The 21452-nt window shown below is 49.4% G+C and carries 18 protein-coding genes and 3 tRNA genes; 2 read left to right on the plus strand and 19 right to left on the minus strand.

The features are described from left to right. Positions 1 to 2 precede the first annotated feature (2 nt). The 4 genes from FGS84_RS20330 to FGS84_RS30985 form a co-directional block, all read right to left on the minus strand. Entirely contained in the window at positions 3 to 1274 is a 1272-nt protein-coding gene (locus tag FGS84_RS20330) for a DnaB-like helicase C-terminal domain-containing protein (protein WP_138310211.1), read from the minus strand. Next, positions 1271 to 1948, minus strand: a complete 678-nt coding sequence (locus FGS84_RS20335; protein ID WP_074664447.1) for a hypothetical protein — start codon at positions 1946 to 1948, stop codon at positions 1271 to 1273. Before FGS84_RS20335 ends, FGS84_RS20330 begins: the two co-directional genes overlap by 4 nt. Before the next feature lie 95 nt (positions 1949 to 2043). Then, positions 2044 to 2394, minus strand: coding sequence for an excisionase family DNA-binding protein (locus FGS84_RS20340; protein WP_243130028.1), 351 nt, complete (start codon positions 2392 to 2394; stop codon positions 2044 to 2046). 48 nt (positions 2395 to 2442) lie between these two features. Further along, entirely contained in the window at positions 2443 to 2634 is a 192-nt protein-coding gene (locus FGS84_RS30985; RefSeq protein WP_171042684.1) for a helix-turn-helix transcriptional regulator, read from the minus strand. A 152-nt stretch (positions 2635 to 2786) separates the two neighbouring features. On the opposite strand from FGS84_RS30985, the gene FGS84_RS20350 reads away from it, so the two are divergent. Together FGS84_RS20350 and FGS84_RS20355 are read left to right on the plus strand one after the other, a co-directional pair. Then, the gene (locus tag FGS84_RS20350) at positions 2787 to 3440 is read left to right on the plus strand and encodes a helix-turn-helix transcriptional regulator (protein WP_138310214.1); all 654 of its coding nucleotides are present in this window, start codon (positions 2787 to 2789) and stop codon (positions 3438 to 3440) included. 69 nt (positions 3441 to 3509) lie between these two features. Next, the gene (locus tag FGS84_RS20355) at positions 3510 to 4856 is read left to right on the plus strand and encodes a tyrosine-type recombinase/integrase (protein ID WP_138310215.1); all 1347 of its coding nucleotides are present in this window, start codon (positions 3510 to 3512) and stop codon (positions 4854 to 4856) included. 106 nt (positions 4857 to 4962) lie between these two features. Here FGS84_RS20355 and FGS84_RS20360 read toward each other — a convergent pair. The 15 genes from FGS84_RS20360 to rseP form a co-directional block, all read right to left on the minus strand. Next, a tRNA-Thr gene (locus FGS84_RS20360) sits at positions 4963 to 5035 on the minus strand. Positions 5036 to 5102: 67 nt separating this feature from the next. Next, positions 5103 to 5174 (minus strand) — tRNA-Glu (locus tag FGS84_RS20365). Positions 5175 to 5184: 10 nt separating this feature from the next. After that, positions 5185 to 5258: transfer RNA gene (locus FGS84_RS20370), tRNA-Pro, on the minus strand. A gap of 107 nt (positions 5259 to 5365) precedes the next feature. Beyond that, positions 5366 to 5560: a heavy metal-associated domain-containing protein gene (locus FGS84_RS20375; RefSeq protein WP_138310216.1), complete on the minus strand. Its 195-nt coding sequence runs from the start codon at positions 5558 to 5560 to the stop codon at positions 5366 to 5368. Positions 5561 to 5683: 123 nt separating this feature from the next. Beyond that, positions 5684 to 6781: a hypothetical protein gene (locus tag FGS84_RS20380; protein ID WP_138310217.1), complete on the minus strand. Its 1098-nt coding sequence runs from the start codon at positions 6779 to 6781 to the stop codon at positions 5684 to 5686. Positions 6782 to 6838: 57 nt separating this feature from the next. Beyond that, positions 6839 to 8317: an MBOAT family O-acyltransferase gene (locus FGS84_RS20385; RefSeq protein WP_138310218.1), complete on the minus strand. Its 1479-nt coding sequence runs from the start codon at positions 8315 to 8317 to the stop codon at positions 6839 to 6841. Between the two features lie 33 nt (positions 8318 to 8350). Next, a complete protein-coding gene (locus FGS84_RS20390) occupies positions 8351 to 8656 on the minus strand; it encodes a metal-sensing transcriptional repressor (protein WP_138310219.1) in 306 nt (101 codons plus the stop codon). A gap of 51 nt (positions 8657 to 8707) precedes the next feature. Beyond that, complete coding sequence (locus FGS84_RS20395) at positions 8708 to 11092, minus strand: HAD-IC family P-type ATPase (protein WP_138310220.1); 2385 nt, start codon at positions 11090 to 11092, stop codon at positions 8708 to 8710. A 152-nt stretch (positions 11093 to 11244) separates the two neighbouring features. Further along, on the minus strand, positions 11245 to 11715 hold the full coding sequence (locus FGS84_RS20400; RefSeq protein ID WP_138310221.1) for a hypothetical protein: 471 nt from the start codon (positions 11713 to 11715) through the stop codon (positions 11245 to 11247). A 289-nt stretch (positions 11716 to 12004) separates the two neighbouring features. Next, entirely contained in the window at positions 12005 to 12493 is a 489-nt protein-coding gene (locus tag FGS84_RS20410; protein WP_138310222.1) for a hypothetical protein, read from the minus strand. Between the two features lie 2 nt (positions 12494 to 12495). Next, complete coding sequence (locus FGS84_RS20415) at positions 12496 to 12696, minus strand: helix-turn-helix transcriptional regulator (protein WP_138310223.1); 201 nt, start codon at positions 12694 to 12696, stop codon at positions 12496 to 12498. 331 nt (positions 12697 to 13027) lie between these two features. Further along, the gene (locus FGS84_RS20420) at positions 13028 to 14401 is read right to left on the minus strand and encodes a sodium-dependent transporter (RefSeq protein ID WP_138310224.1); all 1374 of its coding nucleotides are present in this window, start codon (positions 14399 to 14401) and stop codon (positions 13028 to 13030) included. A gap of 166 nt (positions 14402 to 14567) precedes the next feature. Then, a complete protein-coding gene (locus FGS84_RS20425; protein WP_138310225.1) occupies positions 14568 to 19241 on the minus strand; it encodes a PolC-type DNA polymerase III in 4674 nt (1557 codons plus the stop codon). A gap of 15 nt (positions 19242 to 19256) precedes the next feature. Next, on the minus strand, positions 19257 to 20327 hold the full coding sequence (gene ispG / locus FGS84_RS20430) for a flavodoxin-dependent (E)-4-hydroxy-3-methylbut-2-enyl-diphosphate synthase (protein WP_138310226.1): 1071 nt from the start codon (positions 20325 to 20327) through the stop codon (positions 19257 to 19259). Positions 20328 to 20360: 33 nt separating this feature from the next. Continuing rightward, on the minus strand, positions 20361 to 21410 hold the full coding sequence (gene rseP, locus FGS84_RS20435; protein ID WP_138310227.1) for an RIP metalloprotease RseP: 1050 nt from the start codon (positions 21408 to 21410) through the stop codon (positions 20361 to 20363). Between the last annotated feature and the right edge of the window lie 42 nt (positions 21411 to 21452).

Genomic DNA, 21452 nt, shown 5'->3' on the forward strand with positions numbered 1-21452 from the left:
TGTTAATCAAATGGTGTTTTCTCCTTTACGGGCTTGAAATTAAAATCTTTACTCTCTGCTTCCTTGAAACTCATTTCCTCACCAACAAATTCCATTTGAAATTTTGCTGTTTTTCCTTGTCGGTTTTTCTCTACCTTCACCCCTTTGTATCTTTCATTTTCTTCTGAAAGATTCCAAAGTAGCATAACAACTGATGCATCCTGCTCAATATCACCTGATTCCCTCAGTTCCGACATAGTGGGTTCTTTTGTCTGCCGTCCCTCTGATGCCCTGTTTAACTGCGATAAGACTATGATAGGCCGGTTCAACTCCATTGCTAATGATTTAATTGCCTTTGAAATATCGCCCACTTCTGACACCCGGTTAGCATAATGACGTTCTGTCTTTATAAGCTGCAAATAATCAATGATGATGCAATCAGCCCCCATGTGCTGGCATTCTCTGCGTATCTCGCCCACGGATTTGACCCCGCTTGATATCCACACATCCAGCCTTTTCAGTTCCGTATTGGCCTTTTGGAACCGTTCTTTTTCATCCCCCAGGAAAGCCTTGCCCTGCCGGATACGGTTCATCATAATACCAGATTGCCGCGACACCAGTCGTTCATACATCTGCTTATTTGTCATTTCCAGATTATACAGCAGCACCCGCTTGCCCTGGATTCCCATATTGGTCAGTATTTGCGTAACAAAAGCAGATTTTCCAACTGCTGGGCGCGCTCCAATAACAATGACATCCCCACCCTCCAGACCCCCAAGACATTCATCCAATCGTGTGAATCCCGTGTAAAGAAAATCCCGTTCCCTGTCCACAAAACATCCTGGGGCCATTTCGTCAACAATCTCACTTAAGCTTTTTGCCTTTGGTCTATCATCCTCCTGCAATGCCTCCAGAGCGTTCACAGTCTCCCCTATTTGCTTTTCTACGGCAGATGGGTGGAATTGTACTGCATTGATAATTTGCGTGGCTGTACGGGCCTTATATGCGTTTTTAATCACATCTGCATATTCCCCAGCCGCAGTGCTTGTCACACTTGAATCACTGCACTCTTTTAATTTGCTCAGTAATTCAGCTTGGGAAACATCAGCAATATTTGCTGCAAGGGTTACAAGATTGGCCTGATATCCAAAATCATGCGCTCTCAAAAATTCCAGATATATCCTACCTAACAGCGCGTCAACAAACATATCAGGGCGAATGCTCCCACAATCCTTGATTGCCCGTGGTTCCATCATCAAGGCACCAATAAGCGCTTGCTCCGCATTAACAATCATAAATCATCCTCCCCCGGCAGATAATCAATAATAGCCTTTGACATAAATGTATCGAAATTTTTACAAAAGCATATCTCTGTTCCCTCTGCCTCCCATTCACGGGTATAGGCCCGAACCGCCAAATAAATTTGCTTGTTAGTCAGCCGATAACGAACTTTGTTGATACAGCGCCCCTTTTTCACATAAGCACAATAGTATTCAAATGCTTTTGCTTTTCCCCTCTTTTTGGGATATATGGCATAAATCTTTTCAAAGTCTGTTTTCAGTTGTTCAAGGTCGGAATTATTATCTCCCGTCTTATCTGGTTCGGCTCCAGGCGAACATAATATATTTATTTTATTATTTACATTATTGTTTGTGTGCACTGGTCGTTCACTGGCTGTTCGATGGTCGTTCAATTGCGTTACATTCTGATGTTCACACATTTGGTACATATCCCAGTTTTTTATTGTAATTAGGCGATTTCTATTACCTGTCTGTTGTTCAATCTGCTGTTCACTTTCGTAACACTTTAAGACACGCTGTACTTTCGATTCCGTGACACGCAATTTGTCAGAAATGACCTTTCTGCCTGTTATCAGTTGACCAGGATTAAGCATTATTTTTTGCCCTTTAAACATAGCAGGAATTTCCGCATGGGTTGCATTAAGCAGAAGATAAATCCAAATAGCCATATAATCCGAATCCTTACATACTACAGGATTATCTAACATTTTTCTATGTAAGCTCACCCAGCCATTCAAGTTTAATCACCGCCATTCTTTAGCCCTCATGCATTAGCCCCCTGTCCATTCAGAAAATCTACCAGTTTGCCAAAATTGACTAAATATTTCGTCCCAACCATAACAAACGTTATTTTCTTCTGGAGGCATAATTTTCTTATGCAATCATAAGATAATCCGGTTCTCTCTGCTGCCTTACGGATGGTAAGCATTTCTGGAATGGACTGCTCCTCCTGCACTGGAAGTTTAATAGCCGCTTCTAATGCCGCCATCTCATTAAGAATAGCCTTTTCCTGCCTTTCTGTGTTTGTGTTCCAACAGGAACCGGATTGCAAGAAAAGTTCTGAACGCTGCCGCGCTAAGTCCGTATATCTGGAAACCATTTCCATTTTTGTCATAAATCTAAGCTTGCTCCTTTCCATTCATCCATGCCGCCCAGCATATTTCTATTCTAAAATTTCAGTTACATCAACCTCTAACGCATCTGCAATCTTAAATGCAGTTCTTGCCTGACAATTCTTTCCGTTAATAAGAGTAGATAAATTCCCCCTACTCATGCCTACTTTGTCTGCAAGGTCCTTCTGGTACATATCATGTTTTGCCATAATAATTTCCATCTTAGTTTTACACAGTCTCATAATCCACCTCCTTATGGAACTATTTTTAGTTCTATTTATATTATATAGAACTAATTTCGATTTGTCAACTATGTGAACAGAACTATTTTTAGCATTGAAAAAACATTTCCTATGTGATATGCTTAAAGCATCATAAGAAAGGATGTGGGTATATGAAGGCCAGTACATTATTAAGAATTGGTGATAGCATCCGTATCCTAAGAAAAAATAAGGGTTGGACGCAAAAAAAGCTTGCTAGCGAAAGTGGCATTCACGAAGTACAGATTCGCAGATATGAAAACAATCAATCACTTCCCAGAGATGAACAATTACAAAAACTTGCTAGTGCTCTAGGAGTCGAAAAAGATTTTTTTACACGCATGGATAACATACAAAAAACTGTTCAAGCCGCCAAAGCAATGGATGAAAAGGCAAAAAAATCCTTTTCTGCACAAGAAGTATTTATTTTAGGAAAAGACAAATTAAGTCTACCGATAACAACGTCTACTCAAGCTCATTTGTCATATGAAGAAACAGAAATAAAACTTCATAACAATGATAGTATCTATAATCATGAATATCTTGACGACATGAAGTTTAATGGTATTATGCAAAAAACTAACCGTGGAGAAGAGCTGACACCGCAGGAATCCATATTCAAATCAGCTTACCTGGCAAGAGCCTTAAGAGGCATAGGAGATTCTTTCGCACAATATTATGCAATGTTAAACGAAGAAGGTCAAAAGAAAGCTGACGAAGAAATAACCAGAACCATTAAACAGCTAGAATTGCTTACGAAAATACCGGAATACAGAAAAAAAGACTAATTAACCACTATTGTCAACTATCAATTTTCCATTCATCCATGCCGCCCAGCAGATGAAAGGAAGGATATTATGGCAAGTGTAAGAAAGCGCGGTAACTCTTATCAAGTCACGGTTAGCAATGGGCGCAGAGCCGATGGGTCCCAAATACTTGAAACGGAAACATTCACACCAGAGCCAGGAATGACCCCAAAACAGGAGAAAAAGGCCCTGGAGCAATTTGTAATGGACTTTGAGCGTGATGTAAAATCAGGCCAAAACGTTAAAGGCCGGCGCATGACTTTGGAGGAACTATCTGAGTTATTTTTAAAAGACAATGAACCTACAGGAAAACCGGATGAAGATATTATGTCCATCACTACCTGGGCCAGCTATAAAAACTGTTTGAAATTGCGCATTGTCCCACGCCTGGGGCATTTAAAGATATGCAGCATCATTCCAAAGAACCTTAAGGATTACAGCAAAGACTTAAGGCAGGACGGGGCCAGGATTGACGGAAAGCCCGGCGGGCTATCTGAAAGCACCATAACAAGGGATTGCGCCATTGTCAGCAGCTTATTGTCTTATGCCGTTGGTGAGGGATTACTTACCATAAACTCTTTAATCTATGCTGGAAAGCAAAGCAAGGGACATAGACCCAAGAAAGAGTATAAGGTGAAATATCTTACCATAGAGCAAACACAAGCGTTCCTGTGGGCCTTAGACAACCCTATAACGATAAAATACGGAGGCCGTAAGCGTAAAAACAAATCAGGGGAAGTATATTCAATCAAAGAATATCAAACGTCCTGGAAACTCTCTTTAAAATGGCGGGCTTACTTTTATCTGGCTCTATTTATTGGTGACAGACGTGGTGAGAATATAGCTTTCACATGGAATGATATAGATTTAGATACCGGAACCGTGAATATTGAAAACTCTACAGCTTATGTGGATGGAAAGATAATACAGAAAAAGACCAAAACAAATAAATCACGCACTCCTGTTATACCGCCTGTTGTTACAGGCATATTGAAATTATGGAAAGCGGAGCAAATGCGCCAAAGCATGGAGCGCGGCACATATTGGCAGGGATACCACGGGAAAGAATTTGATAAGAATTTTATCTTCACACAAGAAAATGGGATTCAAATGCACCCTTCAAGCCCATACCATCAGTTTAAACGAATTATAGAACTGTATAACAAATATGTGGCAGAGGATTGCAGCCACATGATACCCCCGGATATAACCCCACACGATTTACGGCATACTGCCGCATCCATATTGATTGCTAATAATATGGACCCGCGCTCCGTTGCCGGGGTTCTGGGACATTCCAATGCGACCACCACATTAAATATCTATGCCTACTTTTTCCGCAGCAAGAATGAGGAAGCAGCTAACATCATGGAGAGTGTTTTAATCAAGGCAAATTAGTCAATGTTAGTCAAATGTTAGTCAAATCAAGAAAACCGCCCACACCGGACGGTTTTTCTTTTGCTCAAATGTTCAATTTTCCTTGTAAATACGTACTTTTTTATCAAGCCACTGGCCGGACTTGAACCGGCGACCCACGCATTACGAATGCGTTGCGCTACCAACTGCGCTACAGTGGCATCCGAACAGCAATTGCCATTCCTTTGATGCAACAAGGCTGCTGCCTAAGCAACAGCCTTGCCATCATGACCTGACCGGGAATCGAACCCGGGTTTACGCCGTGAGAGGGCGTCGTCTTAGCCGCTTGACCATCAGGCCTTAAGGTAAATCGAGGCGACGTGATTCGAACACGCGGCCTCTGCGTCCCGAACGCAGCGCTCTACCAAACTGAGCCACGCCTCGATACCTTTGGTAGTATAATACATTTATTCCAGAAAGTCAACTATAAATTGTCAAAATTTTTAAAATAACTTTGATAATTTCTGTAACCCCTGGCTGCAGGCTCAGTACTACACTTCCACGGCTGTAAATCCAAGGTCATCTAAAATCTCCACAGCCCTGGCTTCAGCGTCCGTGTCTCCGTCAACAGTCACTGTCTTGACAGATAAATCCACGGTATTCTTAATGCCGGCTCCGTCCAGCCCCTTCTTAATCCGGTTTACACAGCCCTCGCACATCATTTCCTCACACTTATACGTCTTCATATTCATTCTCCTTTACTATTTTTATTAACAGGCCTTCCCTGATTCCTGCTCCGGGGCGCCATCCTGTTTCACTGTCATCGCTGCATCTGCAAAAGACCCTGGCGGTTTTCGCTTATTCTTCCCTCATTCATAAATGCTGTCATAATCATAGTTTGCGTAAAAATCCGTGATTCTATCAAAATACCCATCCACATTTTCCCTGGTCAGCCTGTGCTCGCCAGCCGCCATCCATTCCAGAAGCCGGTCCCCTATGTCCTCCGAGTAGTGAATCACGTCCATGTAATGGTCCAGATTGCAGGTAATGTCAAACTGGTCGTCAAAAGCAAAGAGCCGGATATTGCTGCATTCCAGGAGCATGGAGGCCATGAGCCGGTATCCCTCCATCTGACGTTCAAACTCCCCCTTTACCATCAGTTCACTGTCCCACCAGCTGATGCTGTAGGGCGGAATGAAGTAATAAAAGGTGACCTGGGGATTAGCCCTTGCCGTGGCCAGCACATTCTGCTCCAGATTCTCCATGACCATCCGGCGGTCCTCTTCGGTAAAGAGGGCTGTTTCCTCCCTCCGGGGCTCCCGCTCGTATGTCTTTAAGACAGCCTCCCTGCCCCAGTCCCGTTCCGGCGCCCAGTGCATGTATTCGTCAAAGGTGGTGGTCTGCTCCCCCGCCCTTGTCCTGGCAAAAACGCCCGGAATGGTACCGAATATCACTTCTTTATTGAAAATATAGTTCACATCATTAAATGGGTTTCCATCCAGCAGATAAGCGGGAGAAGGGGCTGCCGGATTCCACTCATCCTTGGGATAAAACAGGAAACTCCTGTCCAGGCTCCTGCACACCACTCTAATCCGGGGCTGGTAGGCAATGGCCCGTCTGACAGCCTGGTCCACCTCCTTATAGTATCCCCCTGCATAAGGTATTTTGATGGATGTTACGCCGAAAAGACTGTCAAAGCGGCTGGCCTTAAAATTCTCCATCATGGATGTTCCTGTGAGCACTGCATCATATGTAAAATTGCGGCTGATTCCGTCATTCTGGTACCGCTCGCTGTCAATGGGATATGCCAGATGCCCAAGGGGCTTATGATAATGGAAAAAGGGGTCCACATAAACCACCATTCCCCCAATTAAAACCAGCATGGCCAGTACGGTTCCCAAGGTAAACCGAAGCCATCTGCCATAGCTGTTATCTTCTGTCCCTTTCCTCTGCTTTTGTGTCTCCAATCCTATCTCTCCTGTAGCTGTATATTATGCCTTACTGTCTGTAAGCCGCAAACCTGTTTAAAATTGAAAATAAATAAAGCTGGATATCCCTGCCAGTGACAGAACCGACCACACCAAAAGAACCGCTGTTCCCGCCCCCCTGAGAAGGGTGGGGCGAAGCTCGGTCTCTCCCATATTCCTGGCATTCATCACCAGACAGAACACGGCTCCATACAGTCCCAGCACGGTAAATACCCGGTGCTCTGTCAGCCATAGAGGCAGCTCCGCCATCTTAAAACTGTCCATGAAGGATGGGTTAATCTGCATGTTTCCAAAATCCAGCAGCCGTTTAAAAAACAGCTTTGCCTGGGCTATGCTTTCTGACCTGAATATAACCCAGGTCAGGTTTACAAACAGAAAGGTGGCCATCCACTGAAACGCCGTGTGAAGATTCTCCCACTGCTGTTTTAACATCCGGTTAAGGGCCTGGGCAGCTCCGTGAAGGGCTCCCCAGAGAATGAAGGTCCAGGCAGCTCCATGCCAGAAACCGCTTACCAGGAACACCACCATGATATTTATGCAGGTGCGCATAGGTCCCTTCCTGCTTCCTCCCATGGGAAAATAGATATACTTCCTGAGAAAACGGGTCAGTGTCATGTGCCAGCGCTTCCAGAATTCCACGGGAGACAGCGCCTTGTAGGGCGAATTAAAATTAAGGGGCAGTTCCAGGTTAAACATCCTCGAAATTCCCATAGCCATATCGCAGTAGCCGCTGAAATCAAAATACAGCTGGAAGGTATAGGCCGTCATAACCAGGAACGCATCCGTGGAACTGAGTATCTCCACCTGGGCAAATCCCCAGTTTACCGGTCCCGCAAAAAACTCTGCCAGGATAACCTTTTTAAACAGCCCCACTGCCAGTATCATCAGCCCCTCGGCCAGATGACCGGAATCCGCCTTCCGGCGGCACGGTTCCCTGAGCTGGGGAATAAATTCCCCGTGCAGGAGAATCGGCCCCATGGCAATCTTGGGAAAATACACGGTAAACAGGAAATAATCCCAAAACCCATATCCCTCTGTCTCCATGCGGAAGGAATCCACCAGCCATGCAATCTGCTGAAAGGTAAAGAAACTGATTCCCACCGGAAGGAGAAGCCTTGTAAAGGCAATGTCCTTTCCCAAAAATGCATTCAGGTTTTCTATAAAGAAATTCATGTATTTAAAATAAAACAAAAGGGCCAGGTTGGCGAAGATGCCGGATATCAGCAGCAGCTTCCGGCCCTGTCCGCGGCCCGGGCCGCTGTCCGCTCCGCCATGCCCTGTATCTGTCCCCCTGCTTCCGTCACGCACCAGCATCCTGGAGACAGCCCAGTTAAACACTGCGCTGCCCACCAGAAGTCCCAGATACCATGGATTCCCGTATGCGAAAAATACCAGGGACATGGCGGCCAGAAATCCTCTGGCCCAGGTATAGCGCTTCATCCGGCACAATCCGAAGTAGCCGGCCAGCACAGCCGGAAGGAACAACAATAAAAATAAATATGAATTAAACTGCATGTATCTTCTGTTTCCTTTATCTCAGGTTTCCTGTTATTTCATCATTTTCTGCAGGGTTCTGCAAAGCTCCTCCACCGTTGCGTCGCTGTCGCCCTTAAGTATGTCATCCACCACGCAGGTCTTGATATGGCGCTCCAGCAGCACCTTGTTAAAGCTGTTGAGAGCGGCCTGGACAGCGGCAACCTGGGTGATGATATCCACGCAGTAGCGCTCATCCTCCACCATGGATTTAATGCCTCTTATCTGTCCCTCTATCCGGTTCAGCCGGTTCATAAGCCCGCGTTCTTCCGAAACTTCCCTGTGTTTATGGCGGCAGCCGCAGCCTTCTTCCTGATTCATGTATTCCTCTCCTTCTGCCTTCCTGTTATCCCGGGCATGTTAAGACATACCCTACAGCTTCAGATTCCTGAGCCTCAGGGCATTTCCCACCACGCACACCGAGCTTAAGGACATGGCAAATCCTCCCAGCATGGGGCTTAAAAGAGGACCGCCCAGCAGGTACAGCACACCGGCTGCCACCGGAATGCCCAATGAATTGTAGAAAAATGCCCAGAACAGGTTCTGCTTGATATTGCGGATGGTTGCCTTGCTCAGTTTAATTGCCCTGTAAACATCCATCAAATCCGACTTCATCAGCACCACATCCCCGGACTCCAGGGCGATATCGCTGCCGTTTCCAATGGCGCAGCCCACATCCGCCTGTACCAGCGCCGGCGCATCGTTGATGCCGTCACCTACCATCATAACTGTTTTTCCTTCATTCTGCAACCGGTTTACAACCTGGGCCTTGTCTTCCGGAAGCACCTCAGCCACCACCTGGTCCACATGGGCCAGCTTTCCGATGTACCGGGCTGTTCTCTCATTATCGCCTGTAACCATGTACACAGCCACGCCCAGGCTCTTTATCTTTTCCACTGCCTCCACGCTGGTTTCCTTGATGGTATCAGCCACGCACACAATGCCGGCCAGCCGTCCGTCAATCACCACATACATAGGGGTCTTTCCTGTATTGGCGTACTCTGAAGCTCTCTTTTCCGTATCCTGGGATACCGGCACATGCAGGTGGTCCAGAAGACGCCGGTTGCCCACCGCCACCTTCCATCCCTTCCATGTTGTGATGATGCCTGCTCCGGTAATGCTCTCAAAGGCCTCGGGCATCACCAGGTCCATCTGCTTCTCCCTGGCCGCCTGTACAATGGCCTGGCCCAGGGGATGTTCCGACATCTGCTCACAGGAGGCCGCGATTCCTAAAAGATGTTCCTTGTTCTCATCGCCGGAGGCCTTTGCTTCCTTGGTGCTGTCCTTTGCGGCTATTCCCTCCTGGTTCTCATCCGCGGCAGGCGGCACAGAGCCGGGCACAGAGGAAGATTCCAGCTTCCACACCTGCTCCACCACAGCAGCGCTGATTACATTCACATCCGTCACCCTGGGTTTTCCCTCTGTAATGGTCCCTGTCTTATCCAGTATGACAGCGTCCACCTTATGGCAAATCTCCAGGGCCTCGCCGCTCTTAATCAGGATACCGTGTCCGGCTCCGACCCCGGTTCCCACCATGATAGCCGTGGGAGTGGCAAGCCCCAGGGCACAGGGGCAGGCAATGACCAGGACCGCCACAAATATGGTCAGTACAAAGGAAAGCTCCTTTCCTCCAAAAACCCACCACAGCAGCGCTGCTGCCAGGGCGATTCCCATGACAGCGGGAACAAAATATCCGGCCACCTTATCCGCCAGTTTGGAAATAGGCGCTTTCTTGCCCTGGGCATCCTCAATCATTTTAATGATTTTTGACAGGGTGGTATCGCTTCCCACATGGGTCACTTCCACCTCCATGGCCCCGTTGTAGTTCATGCTTCCGCCAATCACACTGTCCCCTGTCTGTTTTTCCACCGGGATGCTCTCCCCGGTCAGCATGGACTCGTCCACGCTGCTGTTTCCCTGTACAAGTATACCATCCAGGGGTATACGGCTGCCCGGTTTAATCAGAATATGCTGCCCGACAGCCACTGTGGATGTCTCCACTTCCCGCTCCGTACCGTTCTCATAGAGAATGGCTGTGTCCGGCGCCAGCTCCATAAGCTTGCGGATGGCCTCGGAGGTCTTGCCCTTGCTGCGGCTCTCCATGAACTTGCCCAGCATTACCAGGGTAACTACAACGGCTGCTGATTCATAGTACAGCTGATGGGCCTTCATGTGGTCCCCCGGAATACCTATGGTCATCACAAGGCTGTAGATAAATGCGCTTCCCGTACCAATGGCCACCAGGGAATCCATGTTGGGATTGCCCTTAAGCAGGGAACGGATTCCCACCAGATAGAACCTGCGTCCGCAAATCAGGACCGGCACAGTCAGTATAAGCTGGGCCAGGGCAAAATTAAGCGGATTCTTATCCATCTCCATAAACGCGGGTAAGGGCAGGGTAAAAGGCAGCATATGTCCCATGGAGATGTAGAGCAGGGGCACTGCAAAGCAGACAGCGGTAATCACCCTGCGCTTTACGGCTGCCAGCTGTTCCTCCTGCTGCTGCCATTCCTCCTCTTCCTTTTGCTTGTTCTGTTCTTCCTCCACAATCAGGCTGGCAGAAAAGCCTGCCTTGGATACCTTCTCGCAAATCATCTCAGGCGTTACCTGTCCTTCATCATAGGTAATCACCATCCGGTTGGTAGTCAGGTTCACATTACTGCTCTCCACACCGGTTAACTTTCTCGTAACGCGCTCCACCGCGCTGCTGCATGCCGCACAGGACATTCCGTCTATGTGATATTGTTGCGTAGTCATATGTTTCACTCCTTTCCTATACCCCACCTGGGTATATTGCAATTATAGAGCACTAACTGCACATTGTCAATAGGTAGTATGCCCAGGAATGAAAATCTTTACTATTTTTGCTGATTCTTATTGATTTTCCAAAAAAAACAGGCAGATGCCTGTCATTTCTTGGGCGCCGTCACTGCCATGCAATACCTCGCCAGCGCATAGAGGGTGAGGAGAGCTGCTATGATGGTTTCCGCAGCAACGGCATATGCCAAAGCTGGCGCCGGATGCCCCATATTGCCAAGACAGGCCATGGCCATCTTAAGGCCAATGGCTGTGATGACAAATGGAAATGTGAATGCTGCATAACTGGGATAAAATTTCATCTTCAGATATGCCGGTGTCTTTATTAGCACTGCAATGTATATGACTAAGGTTCCTGAAACACTGGCCATGATGGGATTCTTCATGTCCTCGGCAAACTGGCCGGGGTATAATATGTTTTTAGCCACAATCAGAAGCCCCAGAACCAGGGATACTGCCCCACACAAAAGGCGGACTCCCTCGGAATAGGACTGGAGCAGATTTCCCAGGGCCGCCATGCCCAGCATGACGCCTGTGGCCGGAAGAGGTATTCTTTTTATCATCTGCGTACGCTCCTATTCGTCAATATTCGTAAGTCCCTTTTCCCGTATAATCATCTCAGCCACCTTGCCTGCCACCAGGCCCGTGAAGCGGATGCACTGTTCCTTATGCTCTCCTGCGCCCATATCAAATTCCTTTGTGAGAATACGGCAGCACAGCGCATAATTGCTGCGGATGGTACAGACAACTGCTTCCGAACAGAAGAAGCCTCCCCGGAATAAATCCTCTGCGTCCTGTGTCCCATTGTTTTTAATAATACAAAACCAGATGCAATAGAGAAAAACAATGCCCTTACATGGCCTTCTCCAAAAGCCGTCTGAACACCAATAACAGTACTGCAAACAGTGCAGCCACAAATATCAGCGTCTTTGCAACTGTCATACTGATAAACCCGCTTACCAGGACGCCTATATAGAGCATGAACATCATGGTATATCCTGTGTAGGCCCAGCACCGCAGACCCAGCATACGGTTCCTCTCATCCGTCTCATATATCCTGCGTTTTTCTTTAAGCTCCGGGTTTCTCAGATACTGCAGGTTGCGGATAATGGATGCCGTACCGGCTGCAGCCAGGCCAAAGCCGGTCCCGCCGTAAAATCCCGGCATGAATTCCCGGTATCCCTGCTCCAGATACATCACCATGGCACGGTTCCTGACTGCAAAGGACAGCCCTATGGCCGCTGCGCCCAACAGGATAAAGCATATTCCAAATACAATCCTGTTCCTGCATCTCTTCTCAAAATCAATGGGGTTTTCAATAAATAACTGGTTCAGCCACATATTCACTCCTCCTCTTCAAATAAAAATATATCCTCAATGCTTTTTCCGAAAAATCTTGAAATCTTAAAAGCCAGCTGCAGGGAAGCATTATACTTCCCGTTCTCAAGGGATATTATGGTCTGCCTGGTCACTCCCAGGGCAGATGCCAGTTCCTCCTGGGTGACCTTGTTCTGTTTTCTCAGTTCCTGTATCCTGGTCTTCAATCACACCACCCTTTCCGCTTTGTATTTTTACATAGGATTCCTTTCCGGTTTTGTATTGTCTGCTCCGGCCTTTTAATATTGCCTGCTGGGTTTTTGTATAGCCTGTTTCTCTTTCCGTGCAGCCGGCCGCATATCAAAAGTATGGTTTCCTTTACATTTTTAGTATAGTATACTTTACATAAAATGTCAAGCTGATTTTACATTTTGTTTCCTGTCCGGCTAAAATTCCACCGCACAAAAACAGCCCCCGGGGATTCCATTTACAGCGAATCCCCAGGGGCAGCCCTGCGCATCAATTCCGATTTTATCTTTTATCCGTTAAAAATCACACCTAATTCCCCATAAACTTGGAAGCATATCCCTGTATAAATATGCCGAGCACAATCAATGGAAGGATATAGCTCACATAAACCCTGGCCCATGCAGGAAAAGGAATGCCCTCCCCTTCATTGGCCTCTGCCATGAATTTCTTAAAGCCCCACCCGTAACGGCTGGTGCAGAACAGCAGATAAAGCATGCTGCCGATGGGCAGCAGGTTGTTGCTGAGGATAAAATCCTCCAAATCCAGAACCGTGCTTCCCTCCCCCAGGGGAGCAAAGCCGCTCCACAGGTTAAAGCCCAGCACACACGGAACAGACAGGATAATGACGGCTGCTATGTTGCAGAGAACCGCCTTCTTAATGGTGCACCCCGTCAAATCCGTTGCAAAGGAAATGATGTTCTGGAACACTGCAATGATAGTGGAAAAGGCAGCAAAGGACATGAACAGGAAAAACAGCGTTCCCCAGATTCTGCCGCCTGCCATGTGGTTAAATACATTGGGCAGGGTAATGAAAATCAGGGACGGCCCTGCTTTGGACTCAATGTTATAGGCAAAGCAGGCCGGAAATATGATAAGTCCCGCCATGAAGGCCACCAGGGTGTCCAGCAGGGTGACGCTGATAGCTTCCCCTGTCAGAGTCCTCTCCTTGCCGATATAGCTGCCGAAGATGGCCAGCGCTCCGATACCGATGCTCAGCGTAAAAAAGGATTGTCCCAACGCGGCAAACACGGCTTCTCCGATGCCCGCCTCCACCATCTTGCCAAAATCAGGCTTCAGGTAAAACTCCAGTCCGGGACCGCCTCCCGGCAGAACCATGGAGTGAATGGCCAGAACCACCAGAAGCACCAGCAGACACACCATCATGACCTTTGTAATGCGCTCCACGCCCTTCTGAAGGCCCATGGCGCAGACTCCAAAGCACATGAGGACAACCACCACCATGAAGCCGCCCATGAGCCCTGGATTGGCCAGCATGTTTCCGAATTCACCGGCCACTGCCTCTGAATCCATACCGCCGAAGTCCCCCTTAAGGGTCTTGAAGAAATAGAGCATCATCCATCCGCCCACCGTGGTGTAGAACATCATAAGGATGTAGTTGCCTGCCATGGCAATATACTTGGTCAGATGCCACTTGCTGCCCTCCGGCTCCAACAGGTCAAAGGACAGGGCTGCGCTCTTGCGGCTGGCCCTTCCAACTGCAAATTCCATGACTACGATGGGAAGTCCCAGTATCAGCAGGAATACCAGGTATACCAGCACAAAAGCGGCCCCTCCGTATTCGCCTACAATATAAGGGAACCGCCACACATTGCCCAGACCAATGGCGCATCCTGCGCTTATAAGGATGAAGCCCAGCCTGGACGAGAACTTTTCGCGTTCCATCTATATATCCCCCGTTTCGTAATATGACATGAGTTACCGGACTGTTTCGGACAGCCGGACTCAATAAAAGAGCCCTTAATCCTAAGGACTCTTTCATATACTACCATAATATTACACAAATATCAACCTGTCTCTGTCCTTTGTCATAGGGAACGCCGGAGGCTGCCTATAAATCAAACAGGGATAACTGATTGGATTTTGGAAGGTCCTTCAGCAGTCCCAGGTCCGACATCAGGGAACAGAGGGTGCCGTTTACCTTGGAACGGTTGCTGAAATCCTCGATGGACAGGAAGGCGCCGTCCTTGACCGCGTCCACCACAGCCTCCGCCGCCTTCTCACCCAGTCCGTCAATACTGCTGAGGGAAGGCATCAGCTTGCCGTCTATGATTTGGAAATGCCTTGCCTTTGCCCGGTAAATATCAATGGGCGTAAATTCAAAGCCCCTGGCATACATTTCCTGGACAATACGCATATCCCTCAAGGTATCCTGCTCCTTCTTGGACAGGGTGTCCGCCCTCTTCTTATAATCCGCCAGATAGTATTCCAGCTTATCCCTTCCCTGGCACATGATTTCATAGGAAAATGCGCTGGCACGGATACTGAAGAACGCAGCGTAATAAGCCAGGGGATAGAATATTTTACAGTAAGCAATACGCCACGCCATCATAACGTAGGCAGCCGCATGGGCTTTGGGGAACATGTACTTGATTTTCTTACAGGACCAGATATACCAGTCCGGAACCCCGTGGGCCTTCATCTCCTCCTCCCACTCCGGCTTTAATCCCTTTCCCTTTCGCACGCTCTCCATGATGGTGAAGGAAAGTCCCTGCTCCAGGCCCTGGGCAATCAGGTAGACCATGATGTCATCCCGGGTACAGATGGCTGTCTGAATGGTGGCCTTTCCCTCCTGAATCAGGGTCTGGGCATTGCCCAGCCACACATCCGTACCATGGGCCAGACCGGCGATACGCACCAGGTCGGAAAAGTACTTGGGCTTAGTGTCAAGAAGCATCTGCATGGCAAAATCCGTACCGAACTCAGGTACGCCCAGGGCGCCCAGAGGACAGCCCCCGATATCGTCCGGCATGATTCCCAGGGCAGATGTGTCCTGGAACAGGCTCATAACCTCCCGGCTGTCCAGGGGAATATCCTTTACAGGGTCAATGCCAATCAGGTCCTGCAGCATACGAATCATGGTAGGGTCATCGTGTCCCAGTATGTCCAGCTTCAGCAGGTTGTGGTCAATGGAATGGTAATCAAAATGGGTGGTGACCGTGGAGGTGGTCATATCGTTGGCAGGGTGCTGTACCGGGGTAAAGGAATAGATTTCCTCCCCCAGCGGAAGCACGATGATGCCTCCCGGGTGCTGTCCCGTGGTTCTCCGCACCCCCACACAGCCCTGCACAATGCGGTTAATCTCACAGTTACGCTTCCTGGTTCCCCTTTCCTCATAATATTTCTTTACATAGCCAAAGGCTGTCTTATCCGCCAGGGTGCCAATGGTTCCCGCACGGAAGGTCTGGCCCTTTCCAAAGATAACCTCCGTATAGTCGTGGGCCTTACTCTGGTACTCGCCTGAAAAGTTAAGGTCGATATCAGGCTCCTTGTCTCCTTTAAAGCCCAGGAAGGTCTCAAACGGAATGTCAAACCCGTCCTTTTCCAGAGGTGTTTTGCACACAGGGCATTCCTTATCCGGCATATCGCATCCGGCCATACCGGAGAACTGCTTCACTTCTTCGGAATCAAAGTCATAGTAACGGCACTTGGGGCAGTGGTAATGGGGGCTCAGCGGATTTACCTCCGTGATACCGGACATAGTGGCCACAAAGGAGGAGCCTACGGAGCCACGGGACCCCACCAGATATCCGTCCTCATTGGACTTCCACACCAGCTTCTGTGCAATGATATACATAACCGCAAATCCGTTGGTGATGATGGAATGAAGCTCCCGCTCCAGCCGGTCCACAACGATTTTAGGCAGGTCCTCCCCGTACATCTCATGGGCCCTGTCATAACATATCTTGGTCAGCGTCTTGTCGGAATCCTCGATAACAGGCGGACACTTGTCCGGCCGCACCGGTGCAATCCGCTCGCACATATCCGCAATCTTCCTGGTGTTGGTAACTACCACCTCATGGGCCTTATCCGGCCCCAGATAGGAAAATTCCTCCAGCATCTCCTCTGTTGTCCTGAGATACAGGGGGGCCTGGTCATCCGAATCCTTAAATCCCTGGCCGGCCATAATGATTCTGCGGTATACCTCGTCCTGGGGGTCCAGGAAATGAACGTCGCAGGTGGCGCAGACCAGCTTGTTAAACTGCATTCCCAGTTCCACTATCTTTTTATTGATATCTATCAAATCCTCCTGGGTTTTCACCGTGCTCTTCTCGTCCCGGAGCATGAATGCATTGTTTCCCAGAGGCTGGATTTCCAGGTAATCATAGAAATTCACAAGCCGGGCAATCTCTGTGTCCGGTGCGCCGCGGAGCAGGGCCTGGTACAATTCCCCGGCCTCACAGGCTGAACCGATAATCAGTCCCTCCCTGTACTTCTCCAGCAGACTCTTGGGAATCCTGGGCCTTCTGGCATAGTATTCCAGATGGGACCAGCTCACCAGACGGTACATGTTCACACGCCCGATGTCATTTTTAGCCAGAATGATAACATGGTGGGTAGGGAGCTTGCGTATGGTATCCGTGTCCATGGTGCTGAGGGCATTGAGCTGGTTTAAGTCATTTACATCCCGGTCCCGCAGCATCTTCACAAAGGCGGCGAATATTTCCGCTGTGGCGCCTGCATCATCCACCGCCCTGTGATGGTTCTGCAGGGAAATGTTCAGGGCCTTGGCAACCGTGTCCAGCTTAAAACGGTTCAGGTTGGGCAGAAGAAGCCTGGCAATGGCAACCGTATCCAGCACCGTGGGATTGAAAGGAAGCTCCAGTTCCTCCGCAAAATGGTCTATGAATCCCACATCAAAGCTTGCATTGTGGGCTACAAGGACTGCATCCCCCACAAATTCCAGAAATTGCGGCAGAACCACATCAATTTTTGGGGATGGAAGCACCATGGAATCGTTGATGCCCGTCAGCTTCTCTATGTCGAAGGGAATGGGGACATCGGGATTCACAAAGGTGGAGAATTTATCCGTAATCCTGCCGTCCGTCACCTTCACGGCGCCAATCTCAATGATTTTATTCTTCTTGGGGCTGAAGCCGGTTGTCTCAATATCAAAGACCACAAAGGTATCCTCAAACCCCTGGCCCCTGGAATTCTCCACCAGCTGTTTGGTGTCGTCCACCAGGTACCCTTCCACCCCGTAGAGGATTTTAAAGGTATCCCCCTTGTCCAGGGCATGGTTGGCGTCCGGGAATGCCTGGACACAGCCATGGTCCGTAACGGCCACGGCAGGCATGCCCCACTGCCTGGCCCTTCCTATGATGCTCTTTACCTCGGACACGCCGTCCATGTCGCTCATCTTGGTATGGCAGTGCAGCTCCACCCGCTTCTCCAGGCTGGAATCCATGCGCTTGCTGGTAAAATCATCCGCCTTTTTAATCCCAACGATAGAGCCAAGGGTCAGCTCGCCGTCAAACTTATCAATGGTGGTAACGCCCTTTACCTTGATAAACATGCCCGGTTTGATGGCGGATTTCACCTCGTCAAATATCTCCGGGCGGATGAACATCTTCACTGTGATGGTATCCGTAAAATCCGACACATCAAAGGTAAGGATGAATTTGCCGCTTCGCAGCTCCCGGTTCTCACAGGTCAGCACCTTGCCTCTTAAGGTTACCTCGCCGATTTCCCCGTCAATCTTCTCAATCTCCATGGGCTCGTCCTCAAAGTCCCGCCCATAGAGCACATCCGGGTTGTTGGAACGCTTGACGGAATATTTCTTATCATCGCCGAAACCATTGTCCTTATCCCTTCCCCAGCCTTTGCGCCCCTTGTTGAGCTGGGGCTTATCTCCCTTAAAGCCCTGCTTCTGGCCGCCGCCCTGGCCTGGCTGGCCTCCGTTTCCCGCATTGCCGGGCTGGGCAGCAGCGCCTGTCTGTCCCCCATTTTCTCCTGGTGCAGCTCCATCTCCCACGTCGCCGGAGGCAGCCTGGGCCATAAGCACATCCCATGGAGCGCCCTCCGGTCCCTGGCCCGCATCCAGATAGGAATCCTTACCGGACTTGCCGTCCTTTCCCGCCAGCAGCTCCTGGCCCTCCAGTCCCTGGGCGGAAAAGGAGGCGTCCATTGCTTCCAGCTCTTCCTTGTGGTTCTGCCAGTATATGGCCTGGGCCTCCCGCTCCATCTTAAGCTCAATCCGTCTCCTGCGGTCGCTGCCCTGAGGCTCCACATAAGCAAAGCGCACCTCCACAGGCAGCCCGCAACGCTCCGCAAAGACCTTTTCCAGGACACGCTTCAGTTCCCCTGTCCTGTCCCGGTTCACCATGGTATCCTCCACAGTCAGAACCATGATATCCTCTTTTTCAAAGGTAATCTGAGCCTTGCGGAACATGGTATATTCGATGATGCTGTAATTTTTAAGTTCCAGAAGCAGGCTGTCCTTATACACATCCAACAGCTTCTTTGGCGTGTACTGGTCTGACAGCCTGTATTTTTCCTGAATCTTGATAGCCACCTGCTTGTCCGGGAACAGCTGGTCCCGTATGCCCTTTTCCAGGTCGTATATGTTCTGTTTATGTATCAGTCTTGCGCTCTTCAGATAAATGCGGATAGAGCTTCTATCCCTGGTGGTGGTCACCTTCTCCACCTGGACCAGGCCTAAAAGCTCCTTTAATGATTCCGCTATATTGAGGGTTGGAAATACTTCCAGAAAATTCTTTGCCATATATCCGTCTTCCTTCTATACATCACGTTCCCGGCTCATGGACTGCAGTTCTTCCCGCAGCACTGCCAGAAGCTCAGACTCAGGCACCTTGCGTATGATTTCGCCCCTGCGTATCAGCAGGCCCTCTCCCACACCGCCTGCAATGCCTATATCCGCCTCCCTGGCCTCGCCCGGCCCGTTGACAACACAGCCCATGACAGCCACCTTTACATTCAGGCTGTCAAACTCTGTCACCATGTTTTCCACCTGGTTTGCCAGACCAATCAGGTCAATCCGCGTGCGGCCGCAGGTGGGACAGGACACCACCTCAATGCCGCCTTTTCTCAGTCCCAGGGTGCGCAGAATCAGCTTGGCGCTCTTTATCTCCTCCACCGGGTCCCCTGTCAGAGATACACGGATGGTATCCCCGATACCCTCATGAAGAATGATGCCAAGTCCCACAGAGGACTTGATATTGCCGGACATCAGAGTGCCGGACTCCGTGATTCCCACATGGAGGGGGTAATTGGTCTGCATGGCAATGAGCTCATGGGCCTTTACGCACATAAGCACATCTGAGGACTTGATGCTGATAACCAGATTGTCATATCCCATGTCCTCAATAAGCCTCACCTTGTCCAGGGCGCTCTCCACAATGCCTTCTGCCGTAACTCCCCCGTATTTTTCCAGAAGCGGTTTTTCCAGGGAGCCGCTGTTGACGCCCACCCGTATGGGCACCCCGTATTCCCTTGCCCGGTCCACCACTGCCTGCACCTTGTGACAGTCGCCGATGTTGCCGGGATTGATGCGGATTTTATCGGCTCCGTTCTCCATGGCGGCAATGGCCAGACGGTAATCAAAGTGGATGTCCGCCACCAGCGGAATACGGATTTCCCTCTTGATGTCAGACAGGGCAGCCGCTGCTTCCATGGTGGGAACCGCTACGCGTATGATGTCGCAGCCGGCCTGCTCCAGCCTGTGAATCTGCTCCACCGTGGCCCTTACATCCTCTGTCTTTGTATTGCACATGGACTGAATCAGGACAGGGTTTCCCCCGCCGATGACCCGGTCCCCAATCTTAATCACTTTTGTATCTTTCCTGGTCATATATACCCTCTTTTCTGATATGGAACAATGTCTTTAAAATAATTTCCGGACATCGTTAAACATGATAAGCACCATAAGGGCCAGAAGGACCATCATTCCCGCCATGTGGACCATGCCCTCCTTTTCCTTGTCTATGGGCTTTCCCCTTACGGCCTCAATGATGAGGAACACAAGGCGTCCCCCGTCCAGGGCCGGAATAGGCAGCAGGTTCATGACACCCAGGTTGGCGCTTAAGAGTATGGTAAAGTTAATCAGCATGAGCACCACGGCCGACAGCCCATAGGGCGCGGTCTCATCCACCGTTGTGTCAATGGCGTTCACGATACCCACGGGACCGCTGATGTCATTGACCGATACCATGCCGTGGAACATCATATAAAAGGTGTCGAACACATAGTGTATCCAGTACTGGACCTCGTAGGCGCTGTGCACCAGAAGCTGTCCTAAGTTCTCCACTGTATTGGGAACCGGGTCAAACTGGACACCCATCATATACTGGTTGTTCTCCGCTGAAAAAACAGGAGCCAGCTCTGTGCTGAAGCGCTCCGTCCCTCCGCTCTCACCTGTCCTTTCCCAGGAAACCTTAAGGGATTTCCGGGGATGGGTAAAGAGATACCAGTTGATGTCCCTGTAAGAATGGACATTTCTCCCGTTAATGGATTTAATCACATCTCCGGCCTCCATACCGGCTGCCTGGGCCGGATATCCGTCCACTACGCCTGCCAGGCGGGTGGTGTCAAATCCAGTGATGCCGATGAGCACCATGGAAAGGCCGAAAGCCAGGATAAAATTAAACACAGGCCCGGCTGCCACCACGGAAATCCTGGCCCATACGGACTTGTTATTAAACGCACTTTCGTCTGTTACCCCCTCGTCTTCCCCCAGCATCATGCAGGAGCCGCCAAACGGCAGTATCTTAAAGGAATACCGGGTGCCGCCTTTTTCAAAGCTGAACAGCCTTGGCCCCATGCCAAGGGAAAATTCAATGACCCCTATCCCATTTAACTTTGCAAACAAAAAATGGCCGAATTCGTGAATCATGATAATGATTCCCAGCATCAGCATCGCAATAATCAAGCTCATCCGGCTCTCACCTGTCCATCCGGCGCACTGCCGCCCCTGGTT

Origin of the sequence: Clostridium sp. 1001271st1 H5 (assembly GCF_005845215.1) — a bacterium.
In the GTDB taxonomy this organism is placed as follows: domain Bacteria; phylum Bacillota; class Clostridia; order Lachnospirales; family Lachnospiraceae; genus Enterocloster.